This window comes from Lysobacter antibioticus (genome assembly GCF_001442535.1).
GTDB classification, from domain to species: Bacteria; Pseudomonadota; Gammaproteobacteria; order Xanthomonadales; family Xanthomonadaceae; genus Lysobacter; species Lysobacter antibioticus.
The window spans coordinates 3407071-3433188 of the sequence record NZ_CP013141.1 but is presented as its reverse complement, the minus strand read 5'-3'; the positions used below and the strand labels follow the sequence as shown (position 1 = coordinate 3433188).

At 68.2% G+C, this 26118-nt stretch carries 30 protein-coding genes; 12 read left to right on the top strand and 18 right to left on the bottom strand.

The window, feature by feature from the left end; all coding sequences use genetic code 11:
• Window positions 1–385: 385 nt before the first annotated feature.
• The 3 genes from GLA29479_RS13835 to GLA29479_RS13825 form a co-directional block, all read right to left on the bottom strand.
• Window positions 386–769, bottom strand: a complete 384-nt coding sequence (locus GLA29479_RS13835; RefSeq protein WP_031371971.1) for an EF-hand domain-containing protein — start codon at window positions 767–769, stop codon at window positions 386–388.
• A 362-nt stretch (window positions 770–1131) separates the two neighbouring features.
• Window positions 1132–2304 carry a winged helix DNA-binding domain-containing protein gene (locus GLA29479_RS13830; protein ID WP_057971941.1) on the bottom strand — a complete coding sequence of 391 codons (1173 nt, stop codon included), beginning with the start codon at window positions 2302–2304 and terminating at the stop codon, window positions 1132–1134.
• Window positions 2305–2365: 61 nt separating this feature from the next.
• On the bottom strand, window positions 2366–2554 hold the full coding sequence (locus tag GLA29479_RS13825) for a CPXCG motif-containing cysteine-rich protein (protein WP_057919899.1): 189 nt from the start codon (window positions 2552–2554) through the stop codon (window positions 2366–2368).
• Window positions 2555–2830: 276 nt separating this feature from the next.
• Here GLA29479_RS13825 and GLA29479_RS13820 point away from each other — a divergent pair, with 276 nt between their 5' ends.
• Window positions 2831–3334: a hypothetical protein gene (locus GLA29479_RS13820; protein ID WP_057973202.1), complete on the top strand. Its 504-nt coding sequence runs from the start codon at window positions 2831–2833 to the stop codon at window positions 3332–3334.
• A gap of 202 nt (window positions 3335–3536) precedes the next feature.
• The gene (locus GLA29479_RS13815; protein WP_057971940.1) at window positions 3537–4691 is read left to right on the top strand and encodes a PQQ-dependent sugar dehydrogenase; all 1155 of its coding nucleotides are present in this window, start codon (window positions 3537–3539) and stop codon (window positions 4689–4691) included.
• 55 nt (window positions 4692–4746) lie between these two features.
• Here GLA29479_RS13815 and GLA29479_RS13810 read toward each other — a convergent pair whose 3' ends face one another.
• Both GLA29479_RS13810 and GLA29479_RS13805 read right to left on the bottom strand, forming a co-directional pair.
• Window positions 4747–5538, bottom strand: coding sequence for a lytic transglycosylase domain-containing protein (locus GLA29479_RS13810; RefSeq protein WP_057916777.1), 792 nt, complete (start codon window positions 5536–5538; stop codon window positions 4747–4749).
• Between the two features lie 220 nt (window positions 5539–5758).
• Window positions 5759–5941 carry a hypothetical protein gene (locus GLA29479_RS13805; protein ID WP_057916776.1) on the bottom strand — a complete coding sequence of 61 codons (183 nt, stop codon included), beginning with the start codon at window positions 5939–5941 and terminating at the stop codon, window positions 5759–5761.
• Window positions 5942–6555: 614 nt separating this feature from the next.
• Here GLA29479_RS13805 and GLA29479_RS13800 point away from each other — a divergent pair.
• Window positions 6556–7791, top strand: coding sequence for an APC family permease (locus GLA29479_RS13800; RefSeq protein ID WP_237051788.1), 1236 nt, complete (start codon window positions 6556–6558; stop codon window positions 7789–7791).
• Window positions 7792–7979: 188 nt separating this feature from the next.
• Window positions 7980–8555 (top strand): NADPH-dependent FMN reductase, encoded by a 576-nt coding sequence (locus tag GLA29479_RS13795; RefSeq protein ID WP_057916774.1) that lies wholly within the window; start codon window positions 7980–7982, stop codon window positions 8553–8555.
• Between the two features lie 33 nt (window positions 8556–8588).
• On the opposite strand, the gene GLA29479_RS13790 is transcribed toward GLA29479_RS13795, so the two are convergent.
• Entirely contained in the window at window positions 8589–9383 is a 795-nt protein-coding gene (locus GLA29479_RS13790) for an N-acetylmuramoyl-L-alanine amidase (protein WP_057916773.1), read from the bottom strand.
• A gap of 284 nt (window positions 9384–9667) precedes the next feature.
• Here GLA29479_RS13790 and GLA29479_RS13785 point away from each other — a divergent pair, with 284 nt between their 5' ends.
• The gene (locus GLA29479_RS13785) at window positions 9668–9862 is read left to right on the top strand and encodes a hypothetical protein (protein ID WP_031371981.1); all 195 of its coding nucleotides are present in this window, start codon (window positions 9668–9670) and stop codon (window positions 9860–9862) included.
• A gap of 75 nt (window positions 9863–9937) precedes the next feature.
• Here GLA29479_RS13785 and GLA29479_RS13780 read toward each other — a convergent pair whose 3' ends face one another.
• The 4 genes from GLA29479_RS13780 to gnd all read right to left on the bottom strand — a co-directional run bounded on the left by GLA29479_RS13780 (window position 9938) and on the right by gnd (window position 14388).
• On the bottom strand, window positions 9938–10390 hold the full coding sequence (locus tag GLA29479_RS13780; RefSeq protein ID WP_057916772.1) for a hypothetical protein: 453 nt from the start codon (window positions 10388–10390) through the stop codon (window positions 9938–9940).
• A 200-nt stretch (window positions 10391–10590) separates the two neighbouring features.
• Entirely contained in the window at window positions 10591–11841 is a 1251-nt protein-coding gene (locus tag GLA29479_RS13775) for a family 8 glycosyl hydrolase (RefSeq protein ID WP_057971939.1), read from the bottom strand.
• A gap of 269 nt (window positions 11842–12110) precedes the next feature.
• Window positions 12111–13247 (bottom strand): acetyltransferase domain-containing protein, encoded by a 1137-nt coding sequence (locus GLA29479_RS13770; protein WP_057973201.1) that lies wholly within the window; start codon window positions 13245–13247, stop codon window positions 12111–12113.
• A gap of 235 nt (window positions 13248–13482) precedes the next feature.
• A complete protein-coding gene (gene gnd, locus GLA29479_RS13765; RefSeq protein WP_057971938.1) occupies window positions 13483–14388 on the bottom strand; it encodes a phosphogluconate dehydrogenase (NAD(+)-dependent, decarboxylating) in 906 nt (301 codons plus the stop codon).
• A 10-nt stretch (window positions 14389–14398) separates the two neighbouring features.
• Here gnd and GLA29479_RS24610 point away from each other — a divergent pair, with 10 nt between their 5' ends.
• Window positions 14399–14671, top strand: coding sequence for a hypothetical protein (locus GLA29479_RS24610; protein ID WP_144436521.1), 273 nt, complete (start codon window positions 14399–14401; stop codon window positions 14669–14671).
• On the opposite strand, the gene GLA29479_RS13760 is transcribed toward GLA29479_RS24610, so the two are convergent.
• Entirely contained in the window at window positions 14668–15726 is a 1059-nt protein-coding gene (locus GLA29479_RS13760; RefSeq protein ID WP_057971937.1) for an alpha/beta fold hydrolase, read from the bottom strand. The genes GLA29479_RS24610 and GLA29479_RS13760 overlap by 4 nt on opposite strands.
• A 264-nt stretch (window positions 15727–15990) precedes the next feature.
• Here GLA29479_RS13760 and GLA29479_RS13755 point away from each other — a divergent pair, with 264 nt between their 5' ends.
• Window positions 15991–16425 (top strand): YciI family protein, encoded by a 435-nt coding sequence (locus GLA29479_RS13755; protein ID WP_057916767.1) that lies wholly within the window; start codon window positions 15991–15993, stop codon window positions 16423–16425.
• A gap of 18 nt (window positions 16426–16443) precedes the next feature.
• Window positions 16444–16983: an SRPBCC family protein gene (locus GLA29479_RS13750; protein WP_057971936.1), complete on the top strand. Its 540-nt coding sequence runs from the start codon at window positions 16444–16446 to the stop codon at window positions 16981–16983.
• A 108-nt stretch (window positions 16984–17091) separates the two neighbouring features.
• On the opposite strand, the gene GLA29479_RS13745 is transcribed toward GLA29479_RS13750, so the two are convergent.
• From GLA29479_RS13745 to GLA29479_RS13730, 4 genes are all read right to left on the bottom strand, one after another.
• The gene (locus GLA29479_RS13745) at window positions 17092–17973 is read right to left on the bottom strand and encodes an aldo/keto reductase (protein WP_057971935.1); all 882 of its coding nucleotides are present in this window, start codon (window positions 17971–17973) and stop codon (window positions 17092–17094) included.
• Window positions 17974–18047: 74 nt separating this feature from the next.
• On the bottom strand, window positions 18048–18602 hold the full coding sequence (locus GLA29479_RS13740) for an HD domain-containing protein (RefSeq protein WP_057973200.1): 555 nt from the start codon (window positions 18600–18602) through the stop codon (window positions 18048–18050).
• 200 nt (window positions 18603–18802) lie between these two features.
• A complete protein-coding gene (locus GLA29479_RS13735) occupies window positions 18803–19231 on the bottom strand; it encodes a RidA family protein (protein WP_057971934.1) in 429 nt (142 codons plus the stop codon).
• A gap of 246 nt (window positions 19232–19477) precedes the next feature.
• Entirely contained in the window at window positions 19478–19882 is a 405-nt protein-coding gene (locus GLA29479_RS13730; protein ID WP_057971933.1) for a rhodanese-like domain-containing protein, read from the bottom strand.
• A 95-nt stretch (window positions 19883–19977) separates the two neighbouring features.
• Between GLA29479_RS13730 and ftrA the strand changes: the two genes are divergently transcribed.
• Window positions 19978–20979, top strand: coding sequence for a transcriptional regulator FtrA (gene ftrA, locus GLA29479_RS13725; protein ID WP_057916762.1), 1002 nt, complete (start codon window positions 19978–19980; stop codon window positions 20977–20979).
• A gap of 25 nt (window positions 20980–21004) precedes the next feature.
• On the opposite strand, the gene GLA29479_RS13720 is transcribed toward ftrA, so the two are convergent.
• The 3 genes from GLA29479_RS13720 to GLA29479_RS13710 form a co-directional block, all read right to left on the bottom strand.
• A complete protein-coding gene (locus GLA29479_RS13720) occupies window positions 21005–21649 on the bottom strand; it encodes an HAD-IA family hydrolase (protein WP_057971932.1) in 645 nt (214 codons plus the stop codon).
• A gap of 85 nt (window positions 21650–21734) precedes the next feature.
• The gene (locus tag GLA29479_RS13715; RefSeq protein WP_057916760.1) at window positions 21735–22025 is read right to left on the bottom strand and encodes a hypothetical protein; all 291 of its coding nucleotides are present in this window, start codon (window positions 22023–22025) and stop codon (window positions 21735–21737) included.
• Window positions 22026–22070: 45 nt separating this feature from the next.
• The gene (locus GLA29479_RS13710) at window positions 22071–23582 is read right to left on the bottom strand and encodes an amidohydrolase family protein (RefSeq protein WP_057971931.1); all 1512 of its coding nucleotides are present in this window, start codon (window positions 23580–23582) and stop codon (window positions 22071–22073) included.
• A 354-nt stretch (window positions 23583–23936) separates the two neighbouring features.
• Here GLA29479_RS13710 and GLA29479_RS13705 point away from each other — a divergent pair, with 354 nt between their 5' ends.
• The 3 genes from GLA29479_RS13705 to GLA29479_RS13695 all read left to right on the top strand — a co-directional run bounded on the left by GLA29479_RS13705 (window position 23937) and on the right by GLA29479_RS13695 (window position 26092).
• Window positions 23937–24617 carry an SIR2 family NAD-dependent protein deacylase gene (locus GLA29479_RS13705; RefSeq protein WP_057971930.1) on the top strand — a complete coding sequence of 227 codons (681 nt, stop codon included), beginning with the start codon at window positions 23937–23939 and terminating at the stop codon, window positions 24615–24617.
• 120 nt (window positions 24618–24737) lie between these two features.
• Window positions 24738–25247: an SRPBCC family protein gene (locus GLA29479_RS13700; protein ID WP_057971929.1), complete on the top strand. Its 510-nt coding sequence runs from the start codon at window positions 24738–24740 to the stop codon at window positions 25245–25247.
• Entirely contained in the window at window positions 25247–26092 is an 846-nt protein-coding gene (locus GLA29479_RS13695) for a sterol desaturase family protein (RefSeq protein ID WP_057971928.1), read from the top strand. Before GLA29479_RS13700 ends, GLA29479_RS13695 begins: the two co-directional genes overlap by 1 nt.
• The last annotated feature ends 26 nt before the right edge of the window (window positions 26093–26118 follow it).

Below are 26118 nucleotides of genomic sequence, written 5' to 3'. Positions count from 1 at the left end.
TTCGCTGAACCGTTATCAATAGCTGAATGAGACGTCTGAACCATTCAGCAAAAGCACCCGGTAACGCCGAAATGGCCTTGGAGATCGCGACCGCCGATCCAACCTCGCCAACGGCCCACGACCAAGCCGCCCCCGGCGGACTCGGGTAGCCAGCCAAACTGAGATGTCGGCTGTGGATAAGCGGGGACGGTCGCGCGGTCCCGGTCCCTGCCGGCCGCCCCTCAGGGCCGCTGCGATCGCGGCCCGGCAGCAGTCTGCGGACGCCGACGAGCGCGCCGGCCAGCCGGCTGAAGCCGCCCTGGCCGCGAATCGCGTCCATAAAAAAGGGCGGCCCGAGGGCCGCCCTTCACACAACACAGGAGATCCTGCACCCCGATAGGCGGTATCAGCCGCCGTTCTTGGCGCCGCCGTTGGATTGGACCTTGGCGACGTAAGCCTTGTATTCGTCCGGCGTCAGCGCCCCATTGGCGTCGGCGTCGGCCTGTTCGAAGACCTGGCCCAACGCCGGTACGGCCGCGGCTTCGGTCTTGCTCAGGTTGCCGTCCTTGTTGCCGTCGACGTCGGCCCAGCTCTTCTTCTGCGGGGCGGCGGCGGTCGGCTGGGCGGCGGAAGTCGCTGCTGCGTCCTGTGCACCGGTGGCCGCTGCGGCGGCGTCCTCGGTCGGCGGCGTCTGCGCGGCGGTCGTGGACTGTGCGAACGCGAGCGGCGCGGACAGCGAAGCGACCAGAGCCAAGGTACCGATCAGCGACTTGCGGGAAATCTGGTTCATGAATGTCTCCTGGAATGAGTTTGCTGTACTGCGCGGTCTCGACTGCCGGTGGCGCTTACCGCACGAGTCCACCTTGCCGCCGCGCTTCTGAACCGATCGGCGACCGCAAGCGTTAAAGCTACGTTGGCTTAACCACAAGCGCGGCCGATGCCGTTAGGCCATCGGCGAAGTGAGCTGGCGGAACACGGCAAAACGTGACCTGCAGCGCCAATAGCCGGCGCGACGACGGCGCACATTCGCTGAACACAACACAACCTTTACGAATGCGCAGGTCAACGCGATCGATGCGCCCTTCGCGCAGCCGCGCATTCATCGTTCAATAGCGGATTCATCGGCGGCGCAAAGCGCAGGCAGCGACGTTCTTATGCGGTCGCTGCGACGAAACGCAGCTCACGCTGTGCCTGAGCCGGTGCCGCTATGCTCAAACACAGGTCGGCCTCGCGCTCCAGGGCCCGGCGATCGGCCGGCTTGAGGCGCTTGAAGGGGGTGAGGGTCAAGGTTGCCGAGCGGGCGTCGCGCTGCAGCTTCCAGGTGCCGGCGACGAAGCCGTCGACGAGGATCGTGGCCGCGACCAGGCCGTTGCGAGTGAAGATCGAGCCGCGCGAGGACTCCTCGAAAATGCGCGAACGCTCGGCGTGCGACAGCAATACGTTGTCGAACTCGGGCAGCAATCGCGGCGGCGCCGGGGTATCCGGGTCGGGGCGCGGCGCATCGGGCAGATCGAACAACTCGGTGCCGGCCTCGTCGCGAAACACCCGCAACCCGGGACGCAGGCGTTCGAGGCGTTCACGCGTCGCGGTCAGCCCGGACCAGGTCGTCGCATCGCGTGCGCTGGCCGGGCCGAAGGCGCCGAGATAACGCAACAGCATCGCGTCGATCGCCGCCTCGTCGGCACCGTCGTCTATCGGCGTGCCCAGCCAATCGATCGCGGTGGCGAAACAGGCGGGCTTGTGCGAGTCCCACAGGCCTGCCGGCGGGACGTGCACCAAAGGCTCGGCGCCGCGCACCAACAAAGCGAGTGCGTTGGCATCGTGATCGGGCCAATGCGCACGCAGCGCCTCGCCCAGCGCCGTCGCGCTGAGCGGCTGCGCGCGCAAGGCCTCGAAGCCGGCACGGCGCAGCGCCGCCAGGTCCAAACCTTTCAGCGCCCGCGCATGACCGCTCTGCAACGACAGCCGCTGCAATACCGGCTGCAGCACCGGGCGCAGTCTTCGATAGTCCTGCGCGCTGACCAGGTGCAAGGTGCCGCGCATCATCGTCGCGCGCACCACTTCGCGGGCCTGCATGGCAGCGGTCAGGTCGTCGAGGGCGAAATCGCGCAGCCGCGTCCACAGCCCCAGGTAAGGCGGATTGGGCGCCTGCGCCTGCAGGCCGAGCAGGCGCTCGACCATCGCCGGCACGGATTCGCTGCTGCGTTCGAGCAAAGACTGCCGCGCCAACAGCGCGCGGTTCAGCGCACGTGCGCTCAATACATCGGCGGCAGCCTGCCTGGATTTGCCCGAACTCGCCGTCGCGACGCGCTTCGCGCTCGGCATCGTGGTCAAACCCCGCTCGAACGATGAACCCAGAGTATTGCCCCTCGCAGCGCCAGGGGCATCACGCTTCGTCTTCCGCGTAGACCGCCACGTGCGGCTGGCCGTCCTCGTCGAGACTGACCGCCACCACGATCGGCCGGCAACAGACCTGGCAGTCTTCGATATAGCGCTGGTCGCCGGCGGAATCGTCGACGACCAGGTCGATCGGCTCGCCGCAGTAAGGACATTGGACTTCGACGCTCGGCAACATGGCGATGCCCCGGTAACGGACTGCGCATAGCATGGTGCCGGGGCGATTCCTGCGTCCAGTGATTCCTCGTTCCTGTCTGCGGCAGCGCCTCGCGAGCGACCGTTCGTCGCCTGCGCCCGCGCGCTCACTCTGGACTAACCCGCCGCGGCGGAAGCTGATGACGATACGGCCCGGGCTGGCAGCAGCCGCTTGCCGGCCCGATGCGATCGGCGCCACCAGGCGCCCCATGACGGCATGCGCCCCATCAAGGCGAGTCGTCCGCATCCGGAGAGCGACATGAAGACCCGCCACGTGTTCAGCACGCCCGACCTCGCCACCGCGCAAGCGGCCATGGATGCCGCGCGCGAAGCCGGCGTGCACGACGACGACATCCTGCTGATCGCGCGTTCCGACATCGAACTCAAGTCGATTCCGAACGATCGCAAGGAAGCCGATACCGACCTGATGTCGGCGGCGCTGCGCGGCGCCGGCTACGGCGGCGCCACCGGGTTGCTGGCCGGTTTGCTCGCGGTCGTGATCAGTCCGATCGGCCTGACCATCGCCGGCGCGGCGGCGGCCACCGTGGCCGGCGCCATGGTCGGCTGCTGGGCCTCGGCACTGATGGGCTCGGCCCTGCCCGACCCGATCCGGCGCAAGTTCGACGCGCATATCCAGCAAGGTCGCATCCTGGTGGTGATCGACGGCGACCGCGATCTGCTGCTGCAGGCCGAGGCGCGCGTGCTGCGCAACGCCATCGGCGCCGAACTGCTGCCGTTCGATTCGCTCAAGGCGTTCGCCTGAGCCCCTGCGCGCCGCCGCGACGGCGGCGCGCTCACGACTTCCTAGCGTCCAGGCCTCATTGCCTGCGTGATCGCCTTGGCGAATCGCGGCGCCGCCCCTGCGTGCACCGCGAACTGCCGATCCGGTCGCAAGACCGCCCGATCTTCGATGGCACTCTCGGCCGGCCTCAAACCCACGCCTGCCCGGACATCGGAGACCCACCATGAACCGCTCGATGCTCTCCCTCGTTTGCTCCACCGCGCTGCTCGGCGCTTTCGTCGCGCCCGCGGCCTGCGCCCTCGACCACGCCAGCGCCAGCTCGACCAGCGCGGCCGAATCGACCAAGGCGCTGCCGTTCACCGCGACCGAAGTCGCGCGCTTCAACGAACCCTGGGCGATGACCTTCCTGCCCGACGGCCGTTTGCTGGTCACCGAAAAACGCGGCGTGCTCAAACTGCAAACCATCGGCGGCAGCGCGCGCACCGTCAGCGGCGTGCCCGCGGTCGCTTATGGCGGCCAGGGCGGCTTCGGCGACGTCATCCTGCATCCGCAGTACGCGACCAACAAATACATCTATATCAGCTACGCCGAACGCGGCAGCACCAGCGGCACCGCCGGTGCCACGGTTGCGCGCGCCAAGCTCAACATCACCTCGACCAGCGCCTCGCTGACCGAACTGCGGGTGATCTGGCGCCAGCCGAAAGTCAGCGGCAGCAATCACTACGGCCATCGCCTCGCGTTCGGCCCCGACCGCAAGCTGTGGATCACCTCGAGCGAGCGGCAGAAGTTCGATCCGGCCCAGGACCTCAACTCCCCGCTCGGCAAGGTCATCCGCCTCAACGACGACGGCAGCGTGCCGACCGACAATCCGTTCTACGGCCGCGGCGGCGTCGCCGCGACGGTGTGGTCCTACGGCCATCGCAACCTGCTCGGCATCGCCTTCGATGCGCAGAGCAAGCTGTGGATCCATGAGATGGGGCCGAGGGGCGGCGACGAACTCAACCTGATCGAACGCGGTTCCAACTACGGTTGGCCGCTGGTGTCGCAGGGCGATCACTACGACGGCACGCCGATCCCGCGCCACAGCACGCGCCCGGACCTCAACGCGCCGGAAACCTGGTGGACGCCGGTGATCGCGCCGGCCGGCTTCATCATCTATTCCGGCACCCGCTTCCCGGCCTGGGCCGGCAACGGCCTGATCGGCGGCTTGGCCTCGCAGGCCCTGATCCGGGTGCGCTTCAGCGGCAGCACCGCCGCCGAGGCCGAGCGTTATCCGATGGGCAGGCGCATCCGCGAAGTCGAACAAGGCCCGAACGGCGATGTCTGGCTGCTCGAAGACGGCAGTAATGCGCGCCTGCTGCGGCTGACGCCGCTGTAAGCGCCGGCATCGCCCCTGCCATGCCCTCTCCCGAGCCAGGGAGAGGGCTGCGGCTTCATTGCGCGGCTTTCAACACCGGCTTGCGCGTGCCCAGGGCGAGTTGATAACGCTGGTGCAGGGCCTGCACCTTGGCGATGTATTCCTGGGTTTCGCGATACGGCGGCACGCCGCCATAGCGCGCGACCGTGCCGATGCCGGCGTTGTAGGCGGCCGCGACCAACATCAGGTCGCCTTTGTAGCGCCGCATCAAGGCCTTGAGGTGGCGTGCGCCGGCGTTGATCGATTCGGTCGACGAGAACGGGTCGAGCACGCCGTATTCCTTGGCCGTCTCCGGCATCAGCTGCATGACCCCTTGCGCGCCCTTGGACGAGACTGCCTTGGCGTCGAAGCCACTCTCGGCATGGGCGATCGCGCGCAACCAGGCATCGTCGACGCCGCTGGCCTTGGCCGCGGAACGGAACTGGGCCGGGAATTTGTCGAGCTGGGCCTTGCCGACCTTGCCCAGGCCCGGGTGCGCAGGCTCGCCGGGCGGCGTTTCCACGGTGAAACCCATCACCCGCACCGAACCGGGCAGCTTGCGCGTGCTGTAGACGGTCTTGCCGTCCTGCTGGCGCTCGTAGAGGTTGCCGTTGATCACGCCCATCTCGCCCCACAGATTGGGCAGCTTCGCGACGTTGTCGTCGAATTCCTTGGCGACGCAGCGCGAGCCGGGTTCGGGCGCGGTGGCGAGGCTGACGGTGCCGTCGCGCACGCAGCGATACACGGTGCGCGCCTGCGCGCCCGCGGCCAGCGCCAACAGGACGACGGCAGCGACGACACGCGGGGCGGCGGACGGACGGGTGTTCATTCGCCGCGATTCTAGGCCCGCCGGGGGTCCGCGCCAGCGCCGAAGGTCAGGGCGGCGGCGCTGGGTTCACGATTGCCAAGATCGCGTTCAGCCACCAAGGCCGCTCGCCCCTCAATCCACCCCTGGCGACCCAGGCCGGCGCAACAGAAAGGGCGGCCTCGCGGCCGCCCTTCTGGGTTGGCTGAGACGGCCATCGCTGGCGATGGCCGTCGTCCTGGAATCAGGTGCCCGAACCGTCTCCGCTCGCCGGCGGAGCGGCCGCGTCGGCCGGGGCGGCTTCGGCCGCCGGCGCGCTCGATGCCGCCGGCGCGTCGGTGGTCTCGCCCTTGCTGGCGCAAGCGGCCAGGCCGAGCACGCTGATGGCGGCCAGGCCGTACAGTGCGGTGCGAATGGTGGTCTTCATGGATGCGGTTACCTCCGGTGTCGTGTGAATCGAATCGATCGGATCGGTTGAATCGTCGTTGCTGCAACGCGTGCCGTGGTTCGTAGGCACGGATTGCACACTGCCGTCATCGCCATGAACGAAAACGCGCCGCGAAGTCCCGCGGCTACGTTTCTTTAACCAGCCCGCCGGCGATACGGGTTAGGCGCGGCCCGATGAACCGGCGAAAACGTGCGTCATACCTCATTCGCGCCTTCGGCCACGGCGCGACGACGACTGAACGCAACAAAACGTTTACGAACCGCGCGCGCATTCGGCGCAGCTCGACGCTCCTCGATCGCAGGGCGACGCTTGCGCGCATCGGCCGGCCGCGGTTGCGACCCGGCCCCGCCTGCTTATGCGCTTGGCTCCGGCCGACATGCCGCAGTGCGGATTGAAAGCGGCAGGCCGCAGGCACTAAGGTGCGACGAGATCGGCGCCGCATGCGGTCCGCCGCACCGCCACCGAGCGAGGGGAACCACCGTTTGAGCCAGCCGACGCCGCACGCGCCCGTTTCGTCCTCGCCCGCCGCCGCTGCGGCCCCTGCTCCGGACGACGGACGCCCCGGCACCGTCCGCGCCGTCAGCCGTTGGCAGATCGTCGGCCTGTCCATCAACGACGTGATCGGCAGCGGCATCTATCTGTTGCCGGCCACCGCCGCCGCCCTGCTCGGCCCGGCCAGTCTGTGGGCGGTGTTGCTGGCCGGATTCGCGGTGGCCCTGCTGGTGCTGTGCTACGCCCAGGCGGCGAGCTATTTCGACCAACCCGGCGGTGGCTATCTCTACGCCCGCGAGGCCTTCGGCCCCTTCGCCGGTTTCGAGGTCGGCTGGATGCTGCTGGTGACGCGCATCTCTACCGCGGCCTCGTTGAGCAATGGCCTGGCCGAAGCGGTCGGGCTGTTCTGGCCGGCCGCCAAGGGCGGCGTGGCACGCGTGGCGGTGGTCGCCGGGTCGCTCGCCCTGCTGGTGCTGATCAACGTCATCGGCGTGCGCACCGCAGCGCGGGCCGGCGTGGCCCTGGCGATCGGCAAGCTGCTGCCGCTGCTGTTGTTCGTCGCCATCGGCGCGTTTTATTTCGATGCCTCGCTGTTGTCGTCGGACACGCCGATGCCGATGGACCACCTCGGCGAGGCGGCGCTGTTGCTGCTGTTCGCCTATGCCGGCTTCGAGAACCTGCCGGCGGCCGCCGGCGAATACCGCAATCCGCGCCGCGACGTACCGTTTGCGCTGCTGACCATGATCGTCCTGGTCACCATCATTTATTTCACCGTGCAGTTGGTCGCCCTGGGCACCTTGCCGGGCATCGCCCAGTCGTCGAGCCCGCTCGCCGAAGCCGCCGCGCATTTCAGCGGCACCGGCCTGGCCCTGGTGCTGACGGTCGGCGCGGCGATCTCGATCCTCGGCACCAACAGCAATACGGTGATGATGGGCCCGCGCTATCTGCTGGCTTTGTCGAAGGACGGCTACGGGCCGCGCGCCCTGTCGGCGATCCATCCGCGCTTTCACACGCCGGCGCGTGCGGTGGTGCTGCTCGGCGTGGTCGCGCTGGCGCTGGCGCTGACCGGTTCGTTCCAGCAACTCGCCCTGCTCTCGGTGGTGGCGCGCCTGTGCACCTATATCGGCACCGCGGTGTCGGTGCTGGTACTGCAGAAGCGTCATGGCAAGAGCGAAGGCGCCTTGCAACTGCCGGGCGGGCCGATCATCCCGATCGCGGCGATCGTGCTGTCGCTCGGCCTGCTCGCCAGCGCCAGCACCGCCAACCTGATCGCCGCGGCGATCGCGCTCGCGGTCGGCGCGGTGATCTACAAGTTCCGGCGCAAGCCGGAGGCCTGAGCCGCAGGCACAGGCACGCCGGCGGTTCGCCGCCGGCACGGCGCAGCGCAGCGCAGCGCAGCGCAACAGCCTCGGCGCCCAGCAAGAACCGCGCCACGGCATCGGGATGGGGCCTGAGAAGCACCGCTTGACCTCGACATTACTTGAGGTTTTAAGCTGCCCGGCATGTTCCCCAATCACCGACCTGCATGCACCCCAACATCAAACTCGCGCTGATCTACGGCAGCGCGCGCGAGGGCCGCTTCTGCGACGTCGTCGCCGAATGGACCCAACGCCATATCGACCGCCACGGAGGTTTCGAAACCGTGCGCATCGATCCCGCCGACTGGCCCTTGTCGGGTCGCGTCCTGCGCCAGGACGAAGCGCAACTGCAACAGCTGCGCCAGCGTCTGCACGCCGCCGATGCTTTCGTCATCGTCACCCCCGAATACAACCACGGCTATCCGGCGCCGCTGAAGGCGCTCATCGACGCCTGCTACGAACCCTGGCAGGCCAAGCCCGTCGCCTTCGTCAGCTACGGCGCCAGTTCCGGCGGCCTGCGCGCGATCGAGCAACTGCGCCAAGTCTTCGCCGAACTGCACGCGGTGACCTTGCGCGACAGCGTCAACCTGGTCAGCGCCTGGCGACAGTTCGGACCCGACGGCGAACTGCACGAACCGCACGCCGCGGGCAAGGCCATGACGACCATGCTGTCGCGGCTGAGCTGGTGGTCGCAGGCGCTGCGCGATGCGCGTTCGGCCGCGCCGTACGAGGCCGCGGCCTGAGCCCGCTCATTGCAACGGCGGGCGTGGACGCTCTCATCGCAGCGGTGGCGCTGCGGGCGGCACCGGCGCACCGTCCGGCAACTGCATGAGTTGGCGTTGCAGATCGAACAGGATCGCGGCATCGCCCGGCTGCCATTCGCGCGCTTCGTTACCGCGGAAGCGGCGATGGAACGCCGCCAGCGCCGCGCCCGGGTCGCGCAGGTCGTAGCCGACCAGGCGCAACGCCGCCCAGGCATCGAAACCCGCCGGCGGTTCTGTGCGCGTGGCGCGCGGCCACAGGCCGAAACCGGCCTCGGCCAGGCGTTGCCACGGAAACAGCACGCTCGGGTCGGTCTTGCGCGTCGGCGCGAGGTCGCCGTGAGCGACGATGGCATGGCGTGGAATACCCAGGCGCCGGGTCAGATCCTCGAGCAGGCGCAGCAGGCTGTCGATCTGGGCCTGCTCGAAAGGCTCGCTGCCGTCGTTGTCGAGTTCGATGCCGATCGAGGCCGAATTGAGATCGCTGATTTCCCCCCAACTGCCGGCGCCGGCATGCCAGGCGCGCATCGTGTCCGCGACCAACTGATAGATACGTCCGTCGGCGCCGATCAGGTAATGGGCGCTGACCCGCCCCTGCGAGTTGCGCGTCTGCAGGGTCAGCAAGGCGCGCTCGGCGCTTTCCATCTGAGTGTGGTGCAGCACGATCAGCTGCGCGCCGCGCTCGTTGTAGTTCGGCGAGCCGTGCCATTGCGCCAGCGGATTGTGCGGCGGCGCGGTGGCGCAGGCGCTCAAGGCGAGGATCAGCGCGACGGCGCAGGAATGCAGCGGACGGCGATAGGGCAAGGGCACGCGGTAGCGCTCGTAAGGCGATCGTTACGGCGATGATCGCGCGAGCCGGCGATCGCGGGCAAATGCACGCGAGTACGGCATGGTCGCGACTCAGGCCGACGCGATCGCCTGTTCATCCGCTGCCGCCCGCGCTTTGGTGACGCGCTCGCCAAAATGCCGGCGCACGGGCGCCTACAGTGGCCGCCGGCACGGGCACTCGCCCGCACCTCGGCGCCGCCGGCCCAGCGTATCGCGCGGCGCCGGACCATTCGCCACGACAGTTCGCCACGACAGGAGGATCACGCATGAAGCGCAAAGGTTTCGGGCTCGTCGCCGCATTCGCCTTGGCCGCGTTCGGCTTCGGTTTCGGCATCGCCCAGGCGGCCTCGTCGGCGCCGGCCGACCAGGCACTGTGCAGCTACAAGATTTGTCAGGACCGCTGCGGCGGCATGCCGGGGTGGTACCCGGGCAACGGCCAGCCTTGCCGCTGCTGCGATTGACCCGCGATGGCGACTAAAGCAGGCGATTGACGCAGGCGCTTGCCGCGCGGGTCGATCCGCGCGGCAAGCGGCCGACTACATCGTCGGCCGGCCCTGCTGGCGCAGCAACTCCGGATCCTGGCCGCGGGCCTCTTGCTCCTTGCGACGCTGCGATGCGGTCTTGCACACGCGCTCGACCCGGTTGCTGCCGATCGGCCGCACGCGCTCGCAAATCAACTTCTCCTCGTCGCTGCGCGCGGCCTGCGCGATCCAGGCCAGGTCGCCGTGCGCACTCTCGCGTTCGCTCTCGCTGAGGTCCTCGTAACGACGGCCTTCCAGCAGCTTGACCAAGCGCTCCTGGCGCGTCGTCAGTTCCCGACGGGCATTCGCATCGAGGCCGCCATAGGCGCCCTTGCCGGCCTCGACTTCGGCGCGAATCTGCTTTTGCTGCTCCAGCACGCCCTGCACTTCGAACGGTGCCCGGTCGGGCGACGCGGTGGCCGTCGCGCAAGCCGCGGCCAGAATCAAGGTCGATAGAATCTTTCGCATGGTCCCTTATGCCTCGTCGATAGCGGCGCGGACGCCGCGGGGCGGCGAACCGTCCGGTTCGCCTTCCCTGTCATGGATGGTAGATGCCGGCGCCGTCGTAGTTCCGACGACCGGCGTCCCGATCCTAATCGGGACGCCGGGCACACTCCATAGACTTTCGACCTAGGCGGTTGTCCTAATCGGGCGATTCAGTCGCCGGCTCAGGGCTTCAGCCAGTTGTTCGACACCGCCAGCATCGACAGCAGCTTGACGCTGTCGCCGTAGTAGTCGCTCGGGCCGCTGGCGACGGTATAGCTCCACAGCTTGTCGAGCCAGGCCTGGGCATCCGGGTCGACGGTCGCGGCGACCGCGAACGGCGCGGTGAAGAACATGCTGTTGTAGTTCTCGACCACCTGGCCATCGAGGCGATAGCCGCTGCGCACGCGGTTGGGATCGTTGCCGGCCTTGGCCCGGATCCACTGGCTCAGCTTGCGCGCGGCGGTGCGCGAGCGGCTGTCGCCGCTGACCGCGGCGTCGATGCCGATCCGCCACGGCACCCGCCCGGCGTTCCAGGAGTAATAGCCGTCGGTGTCGGCTTCGAGGAAATTCGCCGGCGCCGGCTTGGCGGTCGTGTTGGTGTTGACGATGAAATCCGGCACCAGGCCGGTGTTCGGCGCGTAGCTGCCTTGCATCGTCGACAACAGGTTCTGGTGTGCGCCGAGCACGCCGGTCCAGTAACTGTCGCCGAGCTTGCTGGCGAAGGAGCGGAAGTGGCCGAGCATCCAATCGGAACTGCGGGTGGCGTAGTAATGCTTCGGCGTGTCGGTGCTGACCCAGTCGCCGAGGTTGACCAGCTTGGTGGTGGGATTGACGTTGCTGCGGCGGATCGCGGCGATCACCCGGCGCGCTTCTGCGGCGTAATTGATCGCACCGCTCGACCCCCATTGCAGATCGGCCAGCAGCAAGGCGTAGGCGATGTCGAGATCGCCGTCGGTGGCCGAGTCCGGGTCGAGGATGTTGTTGCAGCTGGCATTCTGCGCCCAGGCCAGCAGGTCGCTGTCGTTGGCACTGCGATGGCCGCGGTTGTAGCGATGCAGGCCGTCGAACAAGGTCTGCGCTTGCGGGTCTTCACCGGCCATCATCACCGTGATCAGCATGCCGTAGCCCTGCCCCTCCGAGACCACGTAGGCGTCGTCGGTATCGGCCTTGACCCGGTACTCTCCGGCCTTGCAGGCCGGGATGAGGTAGCGCTGCTTCCAGGTGCGATAGAACGAAGCCGTGGACTGGTCGGCCGCGGCGCGGCCGACGCTCGGGCTCAAGGTGCCGCTGACATAAGCCTGGCGATGACTGCCGAACGGGAAGTTGGGTGCAGCCGCGGCCGAGAACGCGGCGGTGGTGGCGACGGCGAGAGCGAGCGATTGCAGACAGCGTCGCAGCGGGGGGCGGCGCGTCGTCTTCGTGTGCACTGACATGGGGTGTCTCCGAAGGTGGGGAACGAAGGCCTGGCGGGAACCGCGCGCGCACTTCGCCATTCGCCGCTCCGATGCGCCGGCGCGGCGTGGCTGGTGTTCGATGAGCGGATCGATTGCGGGCGCGGCGGCGTTATGCGTCCGGCAACGCGCGATGCACCGCGCCGGACGCAGACCGAGGCTAGCGCGCGGTGCGGCGCAGCATTCGTTCAGACGTGACCGCCCACCTGAACCCGGCGGGCCGGCTTCGCAGATCGACAATGGTCGTAGGCCTAGAGATAACTCAGCCAGCGATCGCGGCGCCTGGCCTTGACCCCGGCGAACCAACGCGAGAGCGGATACAGCGCCGCCAGCACGCCCAGCCACAGTCCGTATACCGCTGGCAGGCTCACGCCCCAACCCGATTCGGCGATGCGCCCGGCGTTGCCGAGGATGCCGACGAACACCGTCGCCGGAATGCCGCTGGCGACGCCGACCAACAAGGCCAGGCCGTGCACGAGATAGATATGCAGCAGGTAGGTGAACAAGGGCGTGCGGCCGAATGCGAGCAGCACGCGCCGCAACCAACCCGGGCAATGCTCCAGCGCCAACATCAGCAACAGCGACACACCGAGCGTGACCAAGGCATACAACAGCGAAGGCGGGTACTTGGAGACGTTGACGAAGGCCATCGCATCGAAAAGCGGCTCGGCATGCCGCTGCCACGCCGAGGGGTCGCCGAAGCCCGTGCTGGCACGCAAGATAACGAACGCCGCCAGCATCGCCAGCGCGAGCGTCGCGACGACGCGCCATCGCCGCTGCGCATCGAACAGGAACAGCGGGCCGAGGCCATAGCCGAGGCAGAGGATGCCGACCCAGGGCAGTGCCGGATAGGCGACGAAGCCTTCGATGCCGGGCACCGCGCCGGGCCGCATCGCCAAAGTCCACAGCGGCGCCAGCGCACCCCATCGGCTCGAGTCGAATCCCGCCAGCAAGCCGTGCCCGGCGATGATGACGATGCCGAGCGCGAGCACCGCCTGGCGCGGCAGCCAGATCAAGGCCGCCATCGCGACCATGCCGATGCCGATCGCCCAGATCACCTGCAGGAACAGGAACGGCCAGACGAAGTTGAAGCCGAACACGATCACGGTCAGTTCCAGCACGATCAGCCACAGGCCGCGACTGAGCAGGAACCGCGACTGCGCCGAACGCGGATAAGCGCCGCCGGCGCGTTGCAGGAAGATCGACACGCCGGCGAGCAGGACGAAACTCGGCGCACACAGGTGGGTGACCCAGCGCGTCGCGAACAACAACGGCGTGGTTCTGGCCAGGTCGGTCGGGCTGAACACGAACGCCTGCCAGTGGAAGTAGTCGCGCACGTGGTCGAGCACCATCAGCGCGATCACCAGACCGCGCAGGGCATCGACCATGTCCAGGCGCGCTGCGCCGAGGCGGGGCGGGACGAGCTGGGGCGGGCCGAGAGCGGACGAGGGCGGATCGGCATCGGGCCGATCCGGTGCGGCGACGGCAGACGGCGTGCTCGGCATGGCGGCGGCTTCCGATGGCCCGGTCGCGAGCATAGCGCCTGCGCGGGCCGGCAACCGGCACCGGCCGCACCGTTACCGCGGCCCTGGCCGGCGCCATCGCGGCGCCGGCCGGGCCGCTTTACTCCTTGCGGATGGCGTGGCCGCCGAATTCGTTGCGCATCGCCGCCAGCAGTTTGTCGGCGAAGGAATCCTTGTCGCGCGAGCGCAAGCGTTCGAGCAGCGAAGCGGTGATCACCGGCGCCGAGACGTTGAGGTCGATCGCTTCGGCGACGGTCCAGCGGCCTTCGCCGGAGTCCTCGACATAGGGCGCGATGCCGTCGAGCGAGGGGTTCTTGGCCAGCGCGTCCGAACTCAGGTCGAGCAACCACGAGCGCACCACGCTGCCGTGCCGCCAGATCTCGGCGATCTGGTGCAGATCCAGGCCGAAGTCGGCCTTGTGCCCCATGATCGCGAAGCCCTCGGCATAGGCCTGCATCAGGCCGTACTCGATGCCGTTGTGGACCATCTTGGTGAAGTGGCCGGCGCCGCTCGGCCCGACCCGGCCCCAGCCGCGATCCGCGGCCGGCGCCAAGGTCTCGAAGATCGGACGCAGGCGTTCGACCGCGGTTTCGTCGCCGCCGATCATCAGGCTATAGCCTTCCTTGAGGCCCCAGACGCCGCCGCTGGTGCCGGAATCGACATAGTGCAGGCCGTGTCCGGCGAGCTGGACGGCGCGCCGCTGGGTGTCCTTGTAGTTGGAATTGCCGCCGTCGACGACGCTGTCGCCGGGGGCGAGCAGCGGCAGCAGCTCGGCCAGAGTCGAGTCGACCACTGCGCCGGCCGGCACCATCAGCCAGACCGTGCGCGGCGCCGGCAAGGCCGCAACCAACTCGCGCAAGGATGCGGCCGCTTCGATGCCGCGCGCCACGGCCTGCTCGCGCGCCGCCGGACCAGGGTCGAAACCGACCACGCGATGTCCGCCGCGTACCAGTCGTTCGGCCATGTTGGCGCCCATGCGCCCCAGACCGACCATGCCCAGATCCATGATGTCTCCTTTGTTTTATTCGGACGGCGGATGCCGCGATCCATCGGGTCCGGTTCGCATTGGCGGCCGGGTCGAGGCGATTGTCCCGTCTTCGATGGAAATCGGGTGTGATCGTCAGGAAGATGGTCGCATAGCGAAACGCCGCAATCGCATCGTGCGCAACGGATCGATCCAGCATCGACACGATCCAGCCTCGACAGGATCCGGCGCCGATACGGTCTTCGGCATCGCACTGATCGCAGCGAACGCATCGGGCCTTCGCGCCGCCGATGCGGCGATCTAGTCCTTGCCGCTCTTCGCCCGCTGGCGCATCTGCATCGCCTCGAACACCGCGATCGCCGGTGCCGTCGGCTGGCCGCCGGGAATATCGTGGGTGCTGTTCTCGATGGTGACCCGCTTGGCCAGGCGCGAGGTGGCCATCAACGCGGTGTGGGTCTGCTCGCGCGCCGCGAGCAAGGCCTCCATATCCTTCGGCGGCGCGCCGGAATAGGGCCGGTCCGCGCTCAACACGATCACCGGCTTGCCGTCGTGGCGTTCGCTTTTCGGCACCGGCCCGGAATACAGCGGCGCGCGCCGCTCCGAAGCCGAGATCATCCCGGTCCAGAACGCCGGCTTGGAACGCCAGCCGAGGATCGCCGCGTTCAAGCGTTCGCTGTAGTTCGGGTTCGGCCCGCGCAGGCAGGACTTGAGTTCGGCCGGCGGCGTGGCGCTGAGCCGGCCGTCCTTGGCGCCCTGTTCGCAGACCCGGTACATCGCCAACATCTTCGGCGCCACTTCGGCCTCGCGCTCGGCATAGCTCGCGGAGAACGCGCCGACGTTCTGCACCGGCGGGTCGACCAGCACCAACGCCTCCACCAGCTTGGGATAGCGCTCGTCGAAGCGGCGCACGACCAGGCTGCCGTAGGAATGGCCGATCAGGATCAGCGGCGTGTCGAGGTCGGCGGCCTCGATCAAGGCGTGCAGGTCGGCGACGTCGGCATCGAGATCGCGCGGCAGCGGGCCGGGATCGCTGTAGCCGACGCCGGCGCGGTCGTAGGCGCAGACGCGGTTGCGCTCGGCGATCAACGGCTGCGACTTCGCCCAGGCCATCGAGTCGGCGGCGAAGCCGGCTTCCAGTAGGACCGTCGGCTGGCCCTGGCCGCTGCAACGCAGATTCAGATGGCGTCCCTTGCCGATATCGACCCGCTGCGCGGGCTCGGCATAGGCATCGAGGGCTGGATCGGGAACAGCTGTCGATGTCGCGGCGGGCGCGGGTGCATCGGCTGCGCCTGCGTTCCAGGCCAATGTCATCAGCAGCGTCGCCGCCACCCTGCCGCAAGTCTTGTTCGGACTGCTCATTACCGCCCTCGCCTTCGGTCAATGAAGCGGCGATGGTAAGCAGGAGTGCGCTGCAGCGAGACGGGGCCCGATGCCGCCGAGACAGACGCGATTCAGTTCCGCGGCCTCTCCCGGACCCGCCGACGGCAGCCGCAGAAAATATTTTCGCGGACGTGTCGATCCGGCCGGCGCCGGTTCGTCGTCATTGCAAGAGCGCGGCGTCGGAACACGCTACGACACCGGACGCCGCCGCTTCCCACAACGACATCCCCAGGAGATACCCCCATGCGCTTCATGATGCTGATGATTCCCAAAGGTTACGAATCCGCCGCAGCCGGCACCTTGCCGAGCGCCGAAGCGGTCGAGGCGATGATGGCCTACAACCGCGAACTGCAGGAGGCGGGCGTGCTGATCGCGCTGGATGGCCTGCACCCGCCGTCGATGGGCGCGCGGATCAGCTTCGCCGGCGGCAAGCCCAAGGTCACCGACGGCCCGTTCTCGGAAGCCAAGGAAGTGCTTGGCGGCTATTGGATGATCGATGTCGCCTCGCGCGAAGCGGCGATCGCCTGGGCCAAGCGCTGCCCCGGCTCGGACAACGAAACCATCGAAGTCCGCCAGGTCCAGGAAATGGAAGACTTTCCCGAAGACGTGCAGCAGGCCGCCACAGGCTTCGAGCAATTGCAGAACCGCGGCATCCTGAGCCCCATCCCTTCCCTCTAAACTCAAGCAGACACCCGCATGTTCAAGATCATCTTGCTCGTCATCGTCGCCGTCCTCGTCGTGTTCGCAATCGTGGTCGCCCTGCAGCCGTCGCACTTCCGCATCGCCCGCAGCATCGTGATCGATGCGCCGCCGGCGGCGGCGTTCGCCCAGGTCGAAGACTTCCGCCGTTGGACGGCATGGTCGCCGTTCGAGAAGCTCGACCCCAACCTGCAGCGTAGTTACCAAGGCCCGGCAGTAGGCGAAGGTGCGATCTACGATTGGGTCGGCGACAAGAACGCCGGTGAAGGCCGGGCGACGATCCTGGAAAGCCGGCCCGGCGAACGCGTGCGGATCGAGCTCGCCTTCCGCAAGCCGTTCCAGGCCACCAACTTCGCCGAGTTCGTCTTCAAGCCGGTCGGCGACAAGACCGAGGTCACCTGGTCGATGAGCGGCGAGCGCAATTTCCTGTTCAAGGCGTTCGGCTTGTTCATGAGCATGGACAAGATGCTCGGCGCTCAGTTCGAGGACGGCCTCAGGCAGCTCAAGAGCATCGCCGAAAGCCAGCCGCGCGGCTGAACCGCAACAACCGGGCTGGCCAGCCGGCAACTTCGACGAAAGCCGCGGCGATGCGGCCTTCGTTCGTTCTGCGAGCGGATCGGATCGAGCCCGGATATCGAGTCAGAATCAGGCGACGTCGCGCCCCGCGCCGGCTTGCCAGATCAGATACCAGTCTTCGGCATCGAGTTCGATCGACAGCGCCGCGACCGCATCGCGCAGGCCCTGCACGCGGCCGCTGCCAGTGATCGGCCACGGCCGCGACGGATGCCGCAGCAACCAGGCATAGGCCATCGTCGCCACCGAGGCGTCGTAGCGTTCGCCGAGCGCGGCCAATACCTCGTGCACGCGCAGCGCCTGGGCGTCGCCCTGGCCGAACAAGCGCCCGCCGCCGAGCGGCGACCAGATCATCGGCCGCATGCCCAGGGTCTGGCATTGGTCGAGCGTGCCGTCGTCCAGCGCCGCCAGATGCAGCGGCGAGAGTTCGACCTGGTGCGTCGCCAGCGAATGCCGCGAATGCAGCAGCGCCAGTTGCGACGGCGAATGATTGGACACGCCGACCTGCAAGACCTTACCGGCCGCCTTGAGCTCGTCGAAACAGCGGCCGAGCGCATCGGCGTCCATCAACAAATCGGGCCGGTGGATCAACAACAGGTCGAGGCGATCGGTACGCAGCGCGCGCAATGAATTCTCGACCGAAGCGATCACGTGCGCGGGCGAGGTGTCGTAGGACTTGACCCGGTGCGACGGGCGCTGCGCCGAAGTCAGCTTGATCCCGCACTTGCTGACGATCTGGATGCGGTCGCGCAATCCGGGACTCGCCGCCAGTGCTTCGCCGAACAAGGCCTCGACGCCGTAGTCGCCGTAGATGTCGGCGTGGTCGAAGCTGGTGATGCCGAGATCCAGGGCCGCGCCTATCCAGTGCAGGCGTTGCTGGACGTCGAAATTCCACTCGGCCATGCGCCAGGCGCCGGCGACGATCGGAGACAGGAACGGATCCGGATGGGTCATGGGCGGGGCCGAAGTCGAAAGATCCCAGTCTAGGGGCTCGCCCGCGGCGGCAGAAGTCCGCGCCGCGGCGGCGATCAGGCCGGCTGGCGCTCGACCAGTTCGTCCGCTCGCGCATGGACCTCATCGAACACCGCCTCCAGGCCCGGGTGGACGCCGCGCACGCCGGCGACGACCTGCGCCGACCAATCGAAATAATCCTGCTTGCGCTGCGCCGGCCAATCCGCCGGCGGTTGCGCGAGCAGATCGCGCAGGTTGCAGATCTTGTCGGCCAGCTTGATCAACTTGGCCTCGCGCGACAGCTGCGGCGCGTGCTCGATCTGCAGACGCTTGCGCTCGGCCTTGGGCAGGGATTTGTCGTCGCTGACTTCCAGCACGATCGCGGCGATGCGCGCGCCGAACGCCGCTTCGATCTCGGCCGCGCTGGTCTGGGTATCCTCGATGGTGTCGTGCAGCAAGGCCGCGCATAGCACCGTCGTGTCGTCGACGCCGCCCTCGTTGACCAGCACGTCGGCCAGGGCGATGGGGTGATTGATGTAGGGCGAGGCCTCGGCATCGCGGCGGCGCTGATGGCGGTGGCGCTCGGCCGCGAAGGCGGCGGCGCGGATCAACAATCCATGGGTCGTATTCATGAGCTGCTCCTTGCAGGTCTCCGCCCAGCGGTTCGCGCCACGCAGCATCGGCTGCGCGGCGGGAATCGGAGAGGGGATGGCGGCGGGTCGTTCGCGGGCTGCGAACGGCACGGCTGCTACGGCCATTATAGACCGCCGCGGCCGCGCCGGTCCCGGGGCGCTATCTGTCCGCGGAGAAGCGCCTGCTGGCCTCGCTGCGCTTACGCCGCCGCGACGGCGGCGAGCGCCTCGATCTCGAACAGCATGCCGTCCAGCGCCAGCCTCGGCACCGGAATCAGGGTGCAGGTCGGGCGGTGTTCGCTGCCGAAGGCCGCGGCCAGTTCGGCGCCGAATACGTGCAGGCGCGCCTCGCTGTGATCGACGATCAACACGGTCAGTTTGACCACGTCCGACGGCGATGCGCCGGCCGAACCCAGGGCGGTGACGAGGTTGTGCATGGCCTGGCGCACCTGCGCCTGGAAATCGTCGGCGAGCGCGCCGTCGGCGGTTTCGCCGCCCTGCCCCGCGACGAACACCCAGCGCACCGCGCCGGCGACTTCGGCCACGTGCGAATAGCCGTTGGGAGCGGGATCGTAGAGACCGGCCGGGTTGCTGAGGATCAGAGCCGGCTTCGGGTTTGCAGCGTTCATTGCGATTCCTTCGATGTGGGGTTATCGAGCTGCGGTCGGCCGCCGCGATATTCAATGCGACGATCGATGCGGCGTTCCGACTCGCTCTCTGGCTCACGACGATTCACCGCATCGGTCTGTGACATCGCCAGCTCGGCGAGTCTCGGCGGGTCTCGGCAGCGCAGTCATCGGCAACTGGACGCAGGCAGTGCGGACTGCTTCAGTCACCGTGGCGGCCCGCGCGACGCTGCATCGCGACGGCTGTCTTCAGGGCCTGTCGCCGACGCTCAGCGCAAAACCTTCGTCGAGCCAGCCGGTGATGCCGCCGGCCATCAGCTTGACCGCCAGGCCCAACTGGGCGAGGCGGACCGCCGCGCGCGCCGCACCGTTGCAATGCGGCCCGGCGCAATAGACCACGAACAGAGTCGAAGGCGGGTACGCGCCCATCTTCGAGGCGATGATTTTGCGGTGTGGCAGGCTGATCGCGCCCGGCAGATGGCCTTTCGCGTACAGCGCGGGGCTGCGCGCGTCGATCAGGACGAAACCGGGCGCGCCCGATTGCAAAGCTTCATGGGTGTCCCAGCAATCGGTCTCGAAGGCGAACTGCGATTGGAAGTGCTGCAAGGCCAGCTCGGACGCGGCGGCGGGGATCTCGGTGACGGCGTTGCGCATGGCGGCTTCCAGGAAACGATGGGAGGAGGTGCAGCCATTGTCGGCTCGGCCGGCGCCAGCCACTATTGGCAGAAATGCCAAGCATCGATCAGATCATGCCGAAGTCGACACCCCGCCCCGGTCCCACCAACCCGCGTGTCGCCGTGCTCGCCTACGACGGCCTGTGCGCGTTCGAGTTCTCCTGCGCCGCCGAGGTGTTCGGCTTGGCGCGGCCCGAGTTCGGCGCCGACTGGTACCGCTTCGAGACCTGCGCCGCGCAACGCCGCCCTTTGCGCGGCCAATACGGGCTGAAGATCTCCGCCGATGGCGGACTCGATCGCCTGGTCCGCGCCGGCACGGTGGTCATTCCCGGTTGGAGTTCGATCGATGCGCCGGTGCCGACGCGCATCGTCGAAGCGTTGCGCGAAGCCCATGCGCGCGGCGCGCGTCTGCTGTCGATCTGCTCGGGCGCGTTCGCGCTCGCCGCGACCGGGCTGCTCGACGAACGCCGCGCGACCACGCACTGGCGCTACGTCGACGCCCTGCGCGAACGCCATCCGCGCATCCGTGTCGATCCGAATGCCTTGTACATCGACGAAGGCAGCCTGCTGACCTCGGCCGGCAGCGCCGCCGGCCTGGACTTGTGCCTGCATCTGGTACGTCGCGACTGGGGGCCGAAGGTCGCCAACCACGTCGCCCGCCGCCTGGTGATCCCGCCGCACCGCGAAGGCGGCCAGGCCCAGTACATCGACCGCCCGATCGAACGCGAGGCCGGCAACGCGCTCTCGCCCTTACTCGAACGCATGCGCAAACGGCTCGCCGAGCCGCTGCCGGTGGCGGCGCTCGCCGACATGGCCGCGATGAGCGAGCGTAACTTCATGCGCCGCTTCAAGCAGAGCACCGGCATGACTCCGGCCGACTGGCTGATCCAGGCGCGCGTCGACCGCGCGCGCGAACTGCTCGAAACCACGGCCTGGGCGATCGACCGCATCGCCGGCAGCACCGGCTTCGGCAGTGCCATCACCATGCGCCATCACTTCCGCCGCAAGCTCGGGCTGAGCCCGCGCGACTACCGCGAGCGCTTCGCCCGCGATGCCTCATCGGCTGCGAATCGGTGAGCCGCTCTCGCCCGCATCGACACAACTAGTCGCGCAACACGCCGGCGGCCTCCAGCCAACCCCGCAGTCCCTCGCAATCGCAATAGCGCAGGCCGTGCGCGCCCAGCGCCGCTGCGGCGGCGACGTTGTCGGGGTCGTCGTCGACGAACAACGCCTGTCGCGCCTCGACCCCGGCGCGCGCGAACGCGGCGCGGAAGATCTCCGGCTCAGGCTTGAGCAGGCCGAGCTCGCTGGAATTGACCACGGCGTCGAAGCGTTCGCTCAGACCGAGCGTCTGCAGATCGCGCGCCAGCCGCGTGGTCGCATTACTGACCAGGACCAGGCGCAGATCGGGATGGCAGGCATCGAGCAAGGCCATGACCTCGGTGTCGAGCTGTCCGCAAGGCTGCGACCACTGCCCGACCGCCGCCTCGGCCTCGCTGCCGGGATAGGTCGCACGCAGGCGCTCGGCCACTTGCTCGCGCCATTGCTCGTCGGTGATGCGACCGGCCAGCGCCTGGTCCAGCAAGGCCGGCACGAAGGCGATACGCCGCAGACTGCCGATCGGCAGGCCGTGGGCGATTTCGATCGCATCGTCGCTGGCCGGCCATCGGCGCAGCACGCCGTCGAAATCGATCAACAACGCCGCATAGCGCGGCGCCTGCGCCGTAACGAGACCGTGGCCGTTCATGCCGCGATTATCCGCGCGTCCGCGGCGACTGCCCACGGGCAGTGCCGCGATGAATACGACGCGGCAGGCACTCGGCCGCGCGCGATCATGTCTTGCGCGGCGGCATGCGGAACCTGCGCCCGCCCTTGAGCAGGCCCATGACCCCGTCGTGGCATTGCCTGCAATAGAAGCCGCGCTCCTGGCCCGAACGCGGGTCCAGGTTCTCGTGCGGCTCGACGCAGTCCGGCAGATGCGGGCGAATCGACTTCATATCGAGCACCACCGAGTAATACACCCATTCGCGGCATTGCTCCGACCACGCCTGGCCGCGAAAGCCGACCGCCATGCCGGCCGCGGCCAGGGCGTGTTCGAGCGGGCGCAGATGTTCGCAGACCATGCCGCGATCTTGCCCGACCGCGGCGGCCAGCGTAAGCCGCTGCGCTCACTCGGCCGGATGCGCCTTGTGCGCCTGGATCTGCCTCGTCAATGCCTGCTCGAAGGCCCGCCCCTCGTCCAGACGGCGGTCGATCTCGGCCATTGGCAACCAGCGCCCCTGCGCGAACACGCCGGCGATCTTGCCGACGTTGTGGAGGTCGGCCAGCGGGTCGGCGTCGAGCAGCACCAGATTGGCGCGCTCGCCCTCGCGCACCGCGCCGCTGCCGCCCTTGGGGTCGAACAAGCGATGCGCATTGATCGAGGCCGCGCGCAACACCTCGATCGGGCGCAGGCCGATCTCGCGCAATTCGATCATTTCCTGTTGCACCGACACGCCGAAGACCAGGCCCGGCAGAGAGGCATCGGTGCCGACCGTGAGCGGCACACCGCGTTTCCACAACTGCCGGGTCAACACGCGGGCGAAGTCGTAGCCGGCCGAGAAAGTATCGGCGCCGTCCTGGTCGCGGAAGGCCTGGCTCAGGTAGCGGTTGGCCGGCGGCGCCCAATCGATGCGGGTGACCGGGTCGACGCGCGCCGCCCAATCGCCCGGCACCGGCGGCACCGCGCGCTGCACGTACATACCGACGATGGTCTTGAGCGTGACCAGAGTCGGCGTGACCGCGATCTTGCGCTCGGCGACCCTATCGGCCAGCGCATCGAGGTCGCGCGGCGACAGGTCGCTGCCGATGCGCGCGTAGCGGGTCAACTCTTCGCTGTGGGCGATGTTGTCCATCGGATGGGCGAAGGCGAAGGCGCGGTCGGCGCAGCTCGCGCAACCCAGCTCGGGCAGATGGCCGCTGGTGATCATGCCCTGCCGCCCGGCCTCGTCGACGACCGCGCGATAGGTCTCGCGGTTGAGGAACTGGTAGGGCTTGATGAAATCGTAGCCACGCTCGCGCGCCAGACGTACCGCCTCGGCGCCGTCGGCGGCGGTAGTCGGCGCCTCCGGCTTCGAGGCCGGCACCGTTGCGGCCGGTTGCAGCGCGACCGCGGCGCGCGGGCCGTTGATGCGCTTGCCGACATACAACTGCGGGCCGGCGATACGGCCGGCGGCGATTTCCTCGCGCAGCCACAGCAGGTCTTCGTCGCTGCGCGGCCCGCCGCCGAGGTTGGCCGCGCCGGTCACCCCGGCCTTGAGCAAACCCAGCATCACCTGGCGGTCGTAGCGATGCGTCTGCCCGAGGTCGAGCCCTGAGATCGCCGGATCCTTGCTGTCGCGAATCGCGCCCTCGTTGGCGAGGTGCACGTGCGCATCGACGAACCCGGGCACCAGGTATTTGCCGCGTCCGTCGATGATCGTCGCATCGCTCGCCTCCGCCTTCGCGCCCGGCGCCAGGATGCGCACGACGCGGCCGTCGCGGATCAGCACGCTGCGGTGCGGCAACACCTCGTCGGTATCGGCCGGGATCACGGTGACGTCGGACACCAGCCAGGTGCCGGCCGCTTGCGCCGGGGCCGTGTCGGTCGCGCCCGAAGGATTCGTGGCTCCCAAGGTCAAAGCCAACAAGTAAGCGATCATTCCCGACTCCTGGTTCGTTCTCGTGCCGATGATCCGTCGACGATAGTAGACGGCCGATCCGGCGGCATCGGCCGCAGGTCGCACGCGGACCGGCACGCCCGCGCCCAACGACAGATGCACGGACCGGCGCCAGGGTTGAAAGCGCTCGCCACCCACGATCCTGCCGCCCCACGGTTCGGCCGTATCGGCAAGCGCTCGCCCCCGCTGCCGCGAAAACAGCGGGCGGCGGTCTCGGATATCCTCCTGTCCGGAGCTACGCCTCCGCTTTCTCCGGCAACAGGTTCGAGCCATGCAACACGCCACTCATCGGGTTCATCGCAACGGATTCATCGTGCCGACCGAGCGGGCACCGTCGTGAAAGACAAGATCGTCGTCTTCACCGGCGCTGGCGTCAGCGCCGAGAGCGGGCTCAAGACCTTCCGCGACATGGGCGGGCTTTGGCACGAATACCGCCTCGAAGACGTTGCCTCGCCACAGGCGTGGCAGCGCGACCCGGCCACCGTGCTGCGCTTCTACAACGAGCGCCGCAAGGGCGTGCTGGCGGCGCGGCCGAACGCCGCCCACCTCGCCATCGCCCGGCTCGAGGAGAAGTACGAGGTCGTAGTGATCACCCAGAACATCGACGACCTGCACGAACGCGCGGGTTCGTCGACGGTGATCCACGTGCACGGCGAAATCCTCAAGGCGCGCAACACCGTCGCCCCGGAACGAATCTATCCGCTGAAGCGCCCGCTGATCGAACTCGGCGACCTGTGCGAACGCGGCAGCCAGCTGCGCCCCGACGTGGTCTGGTTCGGCGAAGCCGTACGTCACATGGACGAGGCTGAGGCGCATTTCTCGACCGCGGCCAAGGTGTTGGCGATCGGCACCTCGCTGAGCGTCTACCCGGCTGCCGGCCTGGTCGCGTATGCCCCGTTCTCGGCCGAGCGCTGCTTCGTCTCGCCCGAGCCGCAGGAAGTGCCGCGCGGCTATCGCTTCCTGCAAGGCACGGCGACCGCGGTCGTGCCGCCACTGGTCGAGGAGTGGCTGCGCTGAGCGCGAGTCGATAAACGGCAAAGCCAGATCCCCGCCCCGCCTGGCAGGGAATCGCGACCGTCCACGCAGAACCTGCGCCGGCGTATGGATTCGCCGCGTGCGACCTTCTAGACTCGCTGAATGCGCGTCTCCCTACTCGCCGAACGCAGCATCTCCGCCACGCCCGAGGCGGTGTTCGCGTTGGCCCTGGACCCTGAGCGCTTCCCGGCCCTGTTCGAAGGCTACGGCCCGATTCCCGGCCTGCACCGCATCACCCCCCTGGCGCCGCCCGCGGTCGGCAGCATGCGCAGCCTGGAGAATGAGGACGGCTCGCGCCTGATGGAGCGCATCACTGCGTTCGATCCGCCGCGCCGCCACGCCTATACCTTGAGCGGGTTCCGCGGGCCGCTGGCCTGGCTCGCGCGCGAAGGCCACGCCGACTGGACCTTCGCCGCCGAATCGATCGAGCGCTCGGCCAACACGCCGACCTCCACGCGCGTGCTCTGGCGCTACGACTTCGAACTGACCAACGTCCTGGCCTGGCCGTTCGCCTGGCCCTTGCTGCACGGCTTCATGCAAGTGGCGATGCGGCAATGCCTGGAGCGCATGGCCGAGGCCCTGGAAGCCGCCTGGCGACGGGAGCGCGATTGATGCAGGAGTGGATACTGCTGGCGATGGCGCCGGTCTTCCTGCTGCTGATCGGCGTCGAGGCCTGGTACTGGCGCAAACGCCGGCCGGAGCAATACAGCCTGCGCGACACCCTGTCGAACGCGGCGCTGGCGCTGATGCACCAGGCCAGCGACGCGATCGCCTGGTTGCTGGTGATCGGCCTGTACTACGCCGTCTACGCCCACCGCCTGTTCGAACTGCCGCCGGCGTCGTGGTGGACCATCGCGGCGTTGTTCGTGGCCCAGGATTTCTTCTATTACTGGTTCCACCGCAGCAGCCACCGGGTGCGCTGGCTGTGGGCCTCGCACGTCACCCACCATTCCTCCGAGCGGCTCAACCTGTCGACCGCGTTCCGGCAAAGCCTGACCTATCCGATTTCGGGCATGTGGCTGTTCTGGCTGCCCTTGGCCTGGATCGGTTTCGAGCCCCGCCATATCGTCGCGGTGGTCGCGATCAACCTGGGCTTCCAGTTCTTCGTCCACACCCAGGCGGTGGGCAAGCTCGGTTGGTTCGAGAAGGTCTTCAACACGCCCTCGCATCACCGCGTCCACCATGCGCGCAACCCGCAATACATCGACCGGAATTACGCCGGCGTGCTGATCGTCTGGGACAAGCTGTTCGGCACCTATACCGAGGAAGACGCGGACGTGCCCTGCGAGTACGGCATCGTCGGCCAGGTGCGCGGGCACAACCCGATCCGGCTGACCTTCCACGAATGGATCGCGATGTTCGGCGACGCCTGGCGCGCGCGCGGTCTGCGCGGTGTGGTCGGACAGTTGTTCGGGCCGCCGGAGCGGGCGCTGTCGCATACGCAACCGCGCGACTGACGACGCGGTGCGGTCGCACTCCGATG

Coding starts and splice junctions, on each gene's coding strand:
- GLA29479_RS13795 (WP_057916774.1), top strand. CDS start 7,980: ATGCACCCCAACATCAAACTCGCGCTGATCTACGGCAGCGCGCGCGAG.
- GLA29479_RS13825 (WP_057919899.1), bottom strand. CDS start 2,554: ATGTTGCCGAGCGTCGAAGTCCAATGTCCTTACTGCGGCGAGCCGATC.
- GLA29479_RS13785 (WP_031371981.1), top strand. CDS start 9,668: ATGAAGCGCAAAGGTTTCGGGCTCGTCGCCGCATTCGCCTTGGCCGCG.
- GLA29479_RS13715 (WP_057916760.1), bottom strand. CDS start 22,025: ATGGTCTGCGAACATCTGCGCCCGCTCGAACACGCCCTGGCCGCGGCC.
- GLA29479_RS13755 (WP_057916767.1), top strand. CDS start 15,991: ATGCGCTTCATGATGCTGATGATTCCCAAAGGTTACGAATCCGCCGCA.
- ftrA (WP_057916762.1), top strand. CDS start 19,978: ATGCCGAAGTCGACACCCCGCCCCGGTCCCACCAACCCGCGTGTCGCC.
- GLA29479_RS13810 (WP_057916777.1), bottom strand. CDS start 5,538: ATGAACACCCGTCCGTCCGCCGCCCCGCGTGTCGTCGCTGCCGTCGTC.
- GLA29479_RS13735 (WP_057971934.1), bottom strand. CDS start 19,231: ATGAACGCTGCAAACCCGAAGCCGGCTCTGATCCTCAGCAACCCGGCC.
- GLA29479_RS13710 (WP_057971931.1), bottom strand. CDS start 23,582: ATGATCGCTTACTTGTTGGCTTTGACCTTGGGAGCCACGAATCCTTCG.
- GLA29479_RS13720 (WP_057971932.1), bottom strand. CDS start 21,649: ATGAACGGCCACGGTCTCGTTACGGCGCAGGCGCCGCGCTATGCGGCG.
- GLA29479_RS13700 (WP_057971929.1), top strand. CDS start 24,738: ATGCGCGTCTCCCTACTCGCCGAACGCAGCATCTCCGCCACGCCCGAG.
- GLA29479_RS13815 (WP_057971940.1), top strand. CDS start 3,537: ATGAACCGCTCGATGCTCTCCCTCGTTTGCTCCACCGCGCTGCTCGGC.
- GLA29479_RS13775 (WP_057971939.1), bottom strand. CDS start 11,841: ATGTCAGTGCACACGAAGACGACGCGCCGCCCCCCGCTGCGACGCTGT.
- GLA29479_RS13820 (WP_057973202.1), top strand. CDS start 2,831: ATGAAGACCCGCCACGTGTTCAGCACGCCCGACCTCGCCACCGCGCAA.
- GLA29479_RS13760 (WP_057971937.1), bottom strand. CDS start 15,726: ATGAGCAGTCCGAACAAGACTTGCGGCAGGGTGGCGGCGACGCTGCTG.
- GLA29479_RS13770 (WP_057973201.1), bottom strand. CDS start 13,247: ATGGTCGATGCCCTGCGCGGTCTGGTGATCGCGCTGATGGTGCTCGAC.
- GLA29479_RS13830 (WP_057971941.1), bottom strand. CDS start 2,304: ATGCCGAGCGCGAAGCGCGTCGCGACGGCGAGTTCGGGCAAATCCAGG.
- GLA29479_RS13695 (WP_057971928.1), top strand. CDS start 25,247: ATGCAGGAGTGGATACTGCTGGCGATGGCGCCGGTCTTCCTGCTGCTG.
- GLA29479_RS13745 (WP_057971935.1), bottom strand. CDS start 17,973: ATGACCCATCCGGATCCGTTCCTGTCTCCGATCGTCGCCGGCGCCTGG.
- gnd (WP_057971938.1), bottom strand. CDS start 14,388: ATGGATCTGGGCATGGTCGGTCTGGGGCGCATGGGCGCCAACATGGCC.
- GLA29479_RS13835 (WP_031371971.1), bottom strand. CDS start 769: ATGAACCAGATTTCCCGCAAGTCGCTGATCGGTACCTTGGCTCTGGTC.
- GLA29479_RS13730 (WP_057971933.1), bottom strand. CDS start 19,882: ATGCGCAACGCCGTCACCGAGATCCCCGCCGCCGCGTCCGAGCTGGCC.
- GLA29479_RS13740 (WP_057973200.1), bottom strand. CDS start 18,602: ATGAATACGACCCATGGATTGTTGATCCGCGCCGCCGCCTTCGCGGCC.
- GLA29479_RS13780 (WP_057916772.1), bottom strand. CDS start 10,390: ATGCGAAAGATTCTATCGACCTTGATTCTGGCCGCGGCTTGCGCGACG.
- GLA29479_RS13750 (WP_057971936.1), top strand. CDS start 16,444: ATGTTCAAGATCATCTTGCTCGTCATCGTCGCCGTCCTCGTCGTGTTC.
- GLA29479_RS13805 (WP_057916776.1), bottom strand. CDS start 5,941: ATGAAGACCACCATTCGCACCGCACTGTACGGCCTGGCCGCCATCAGC.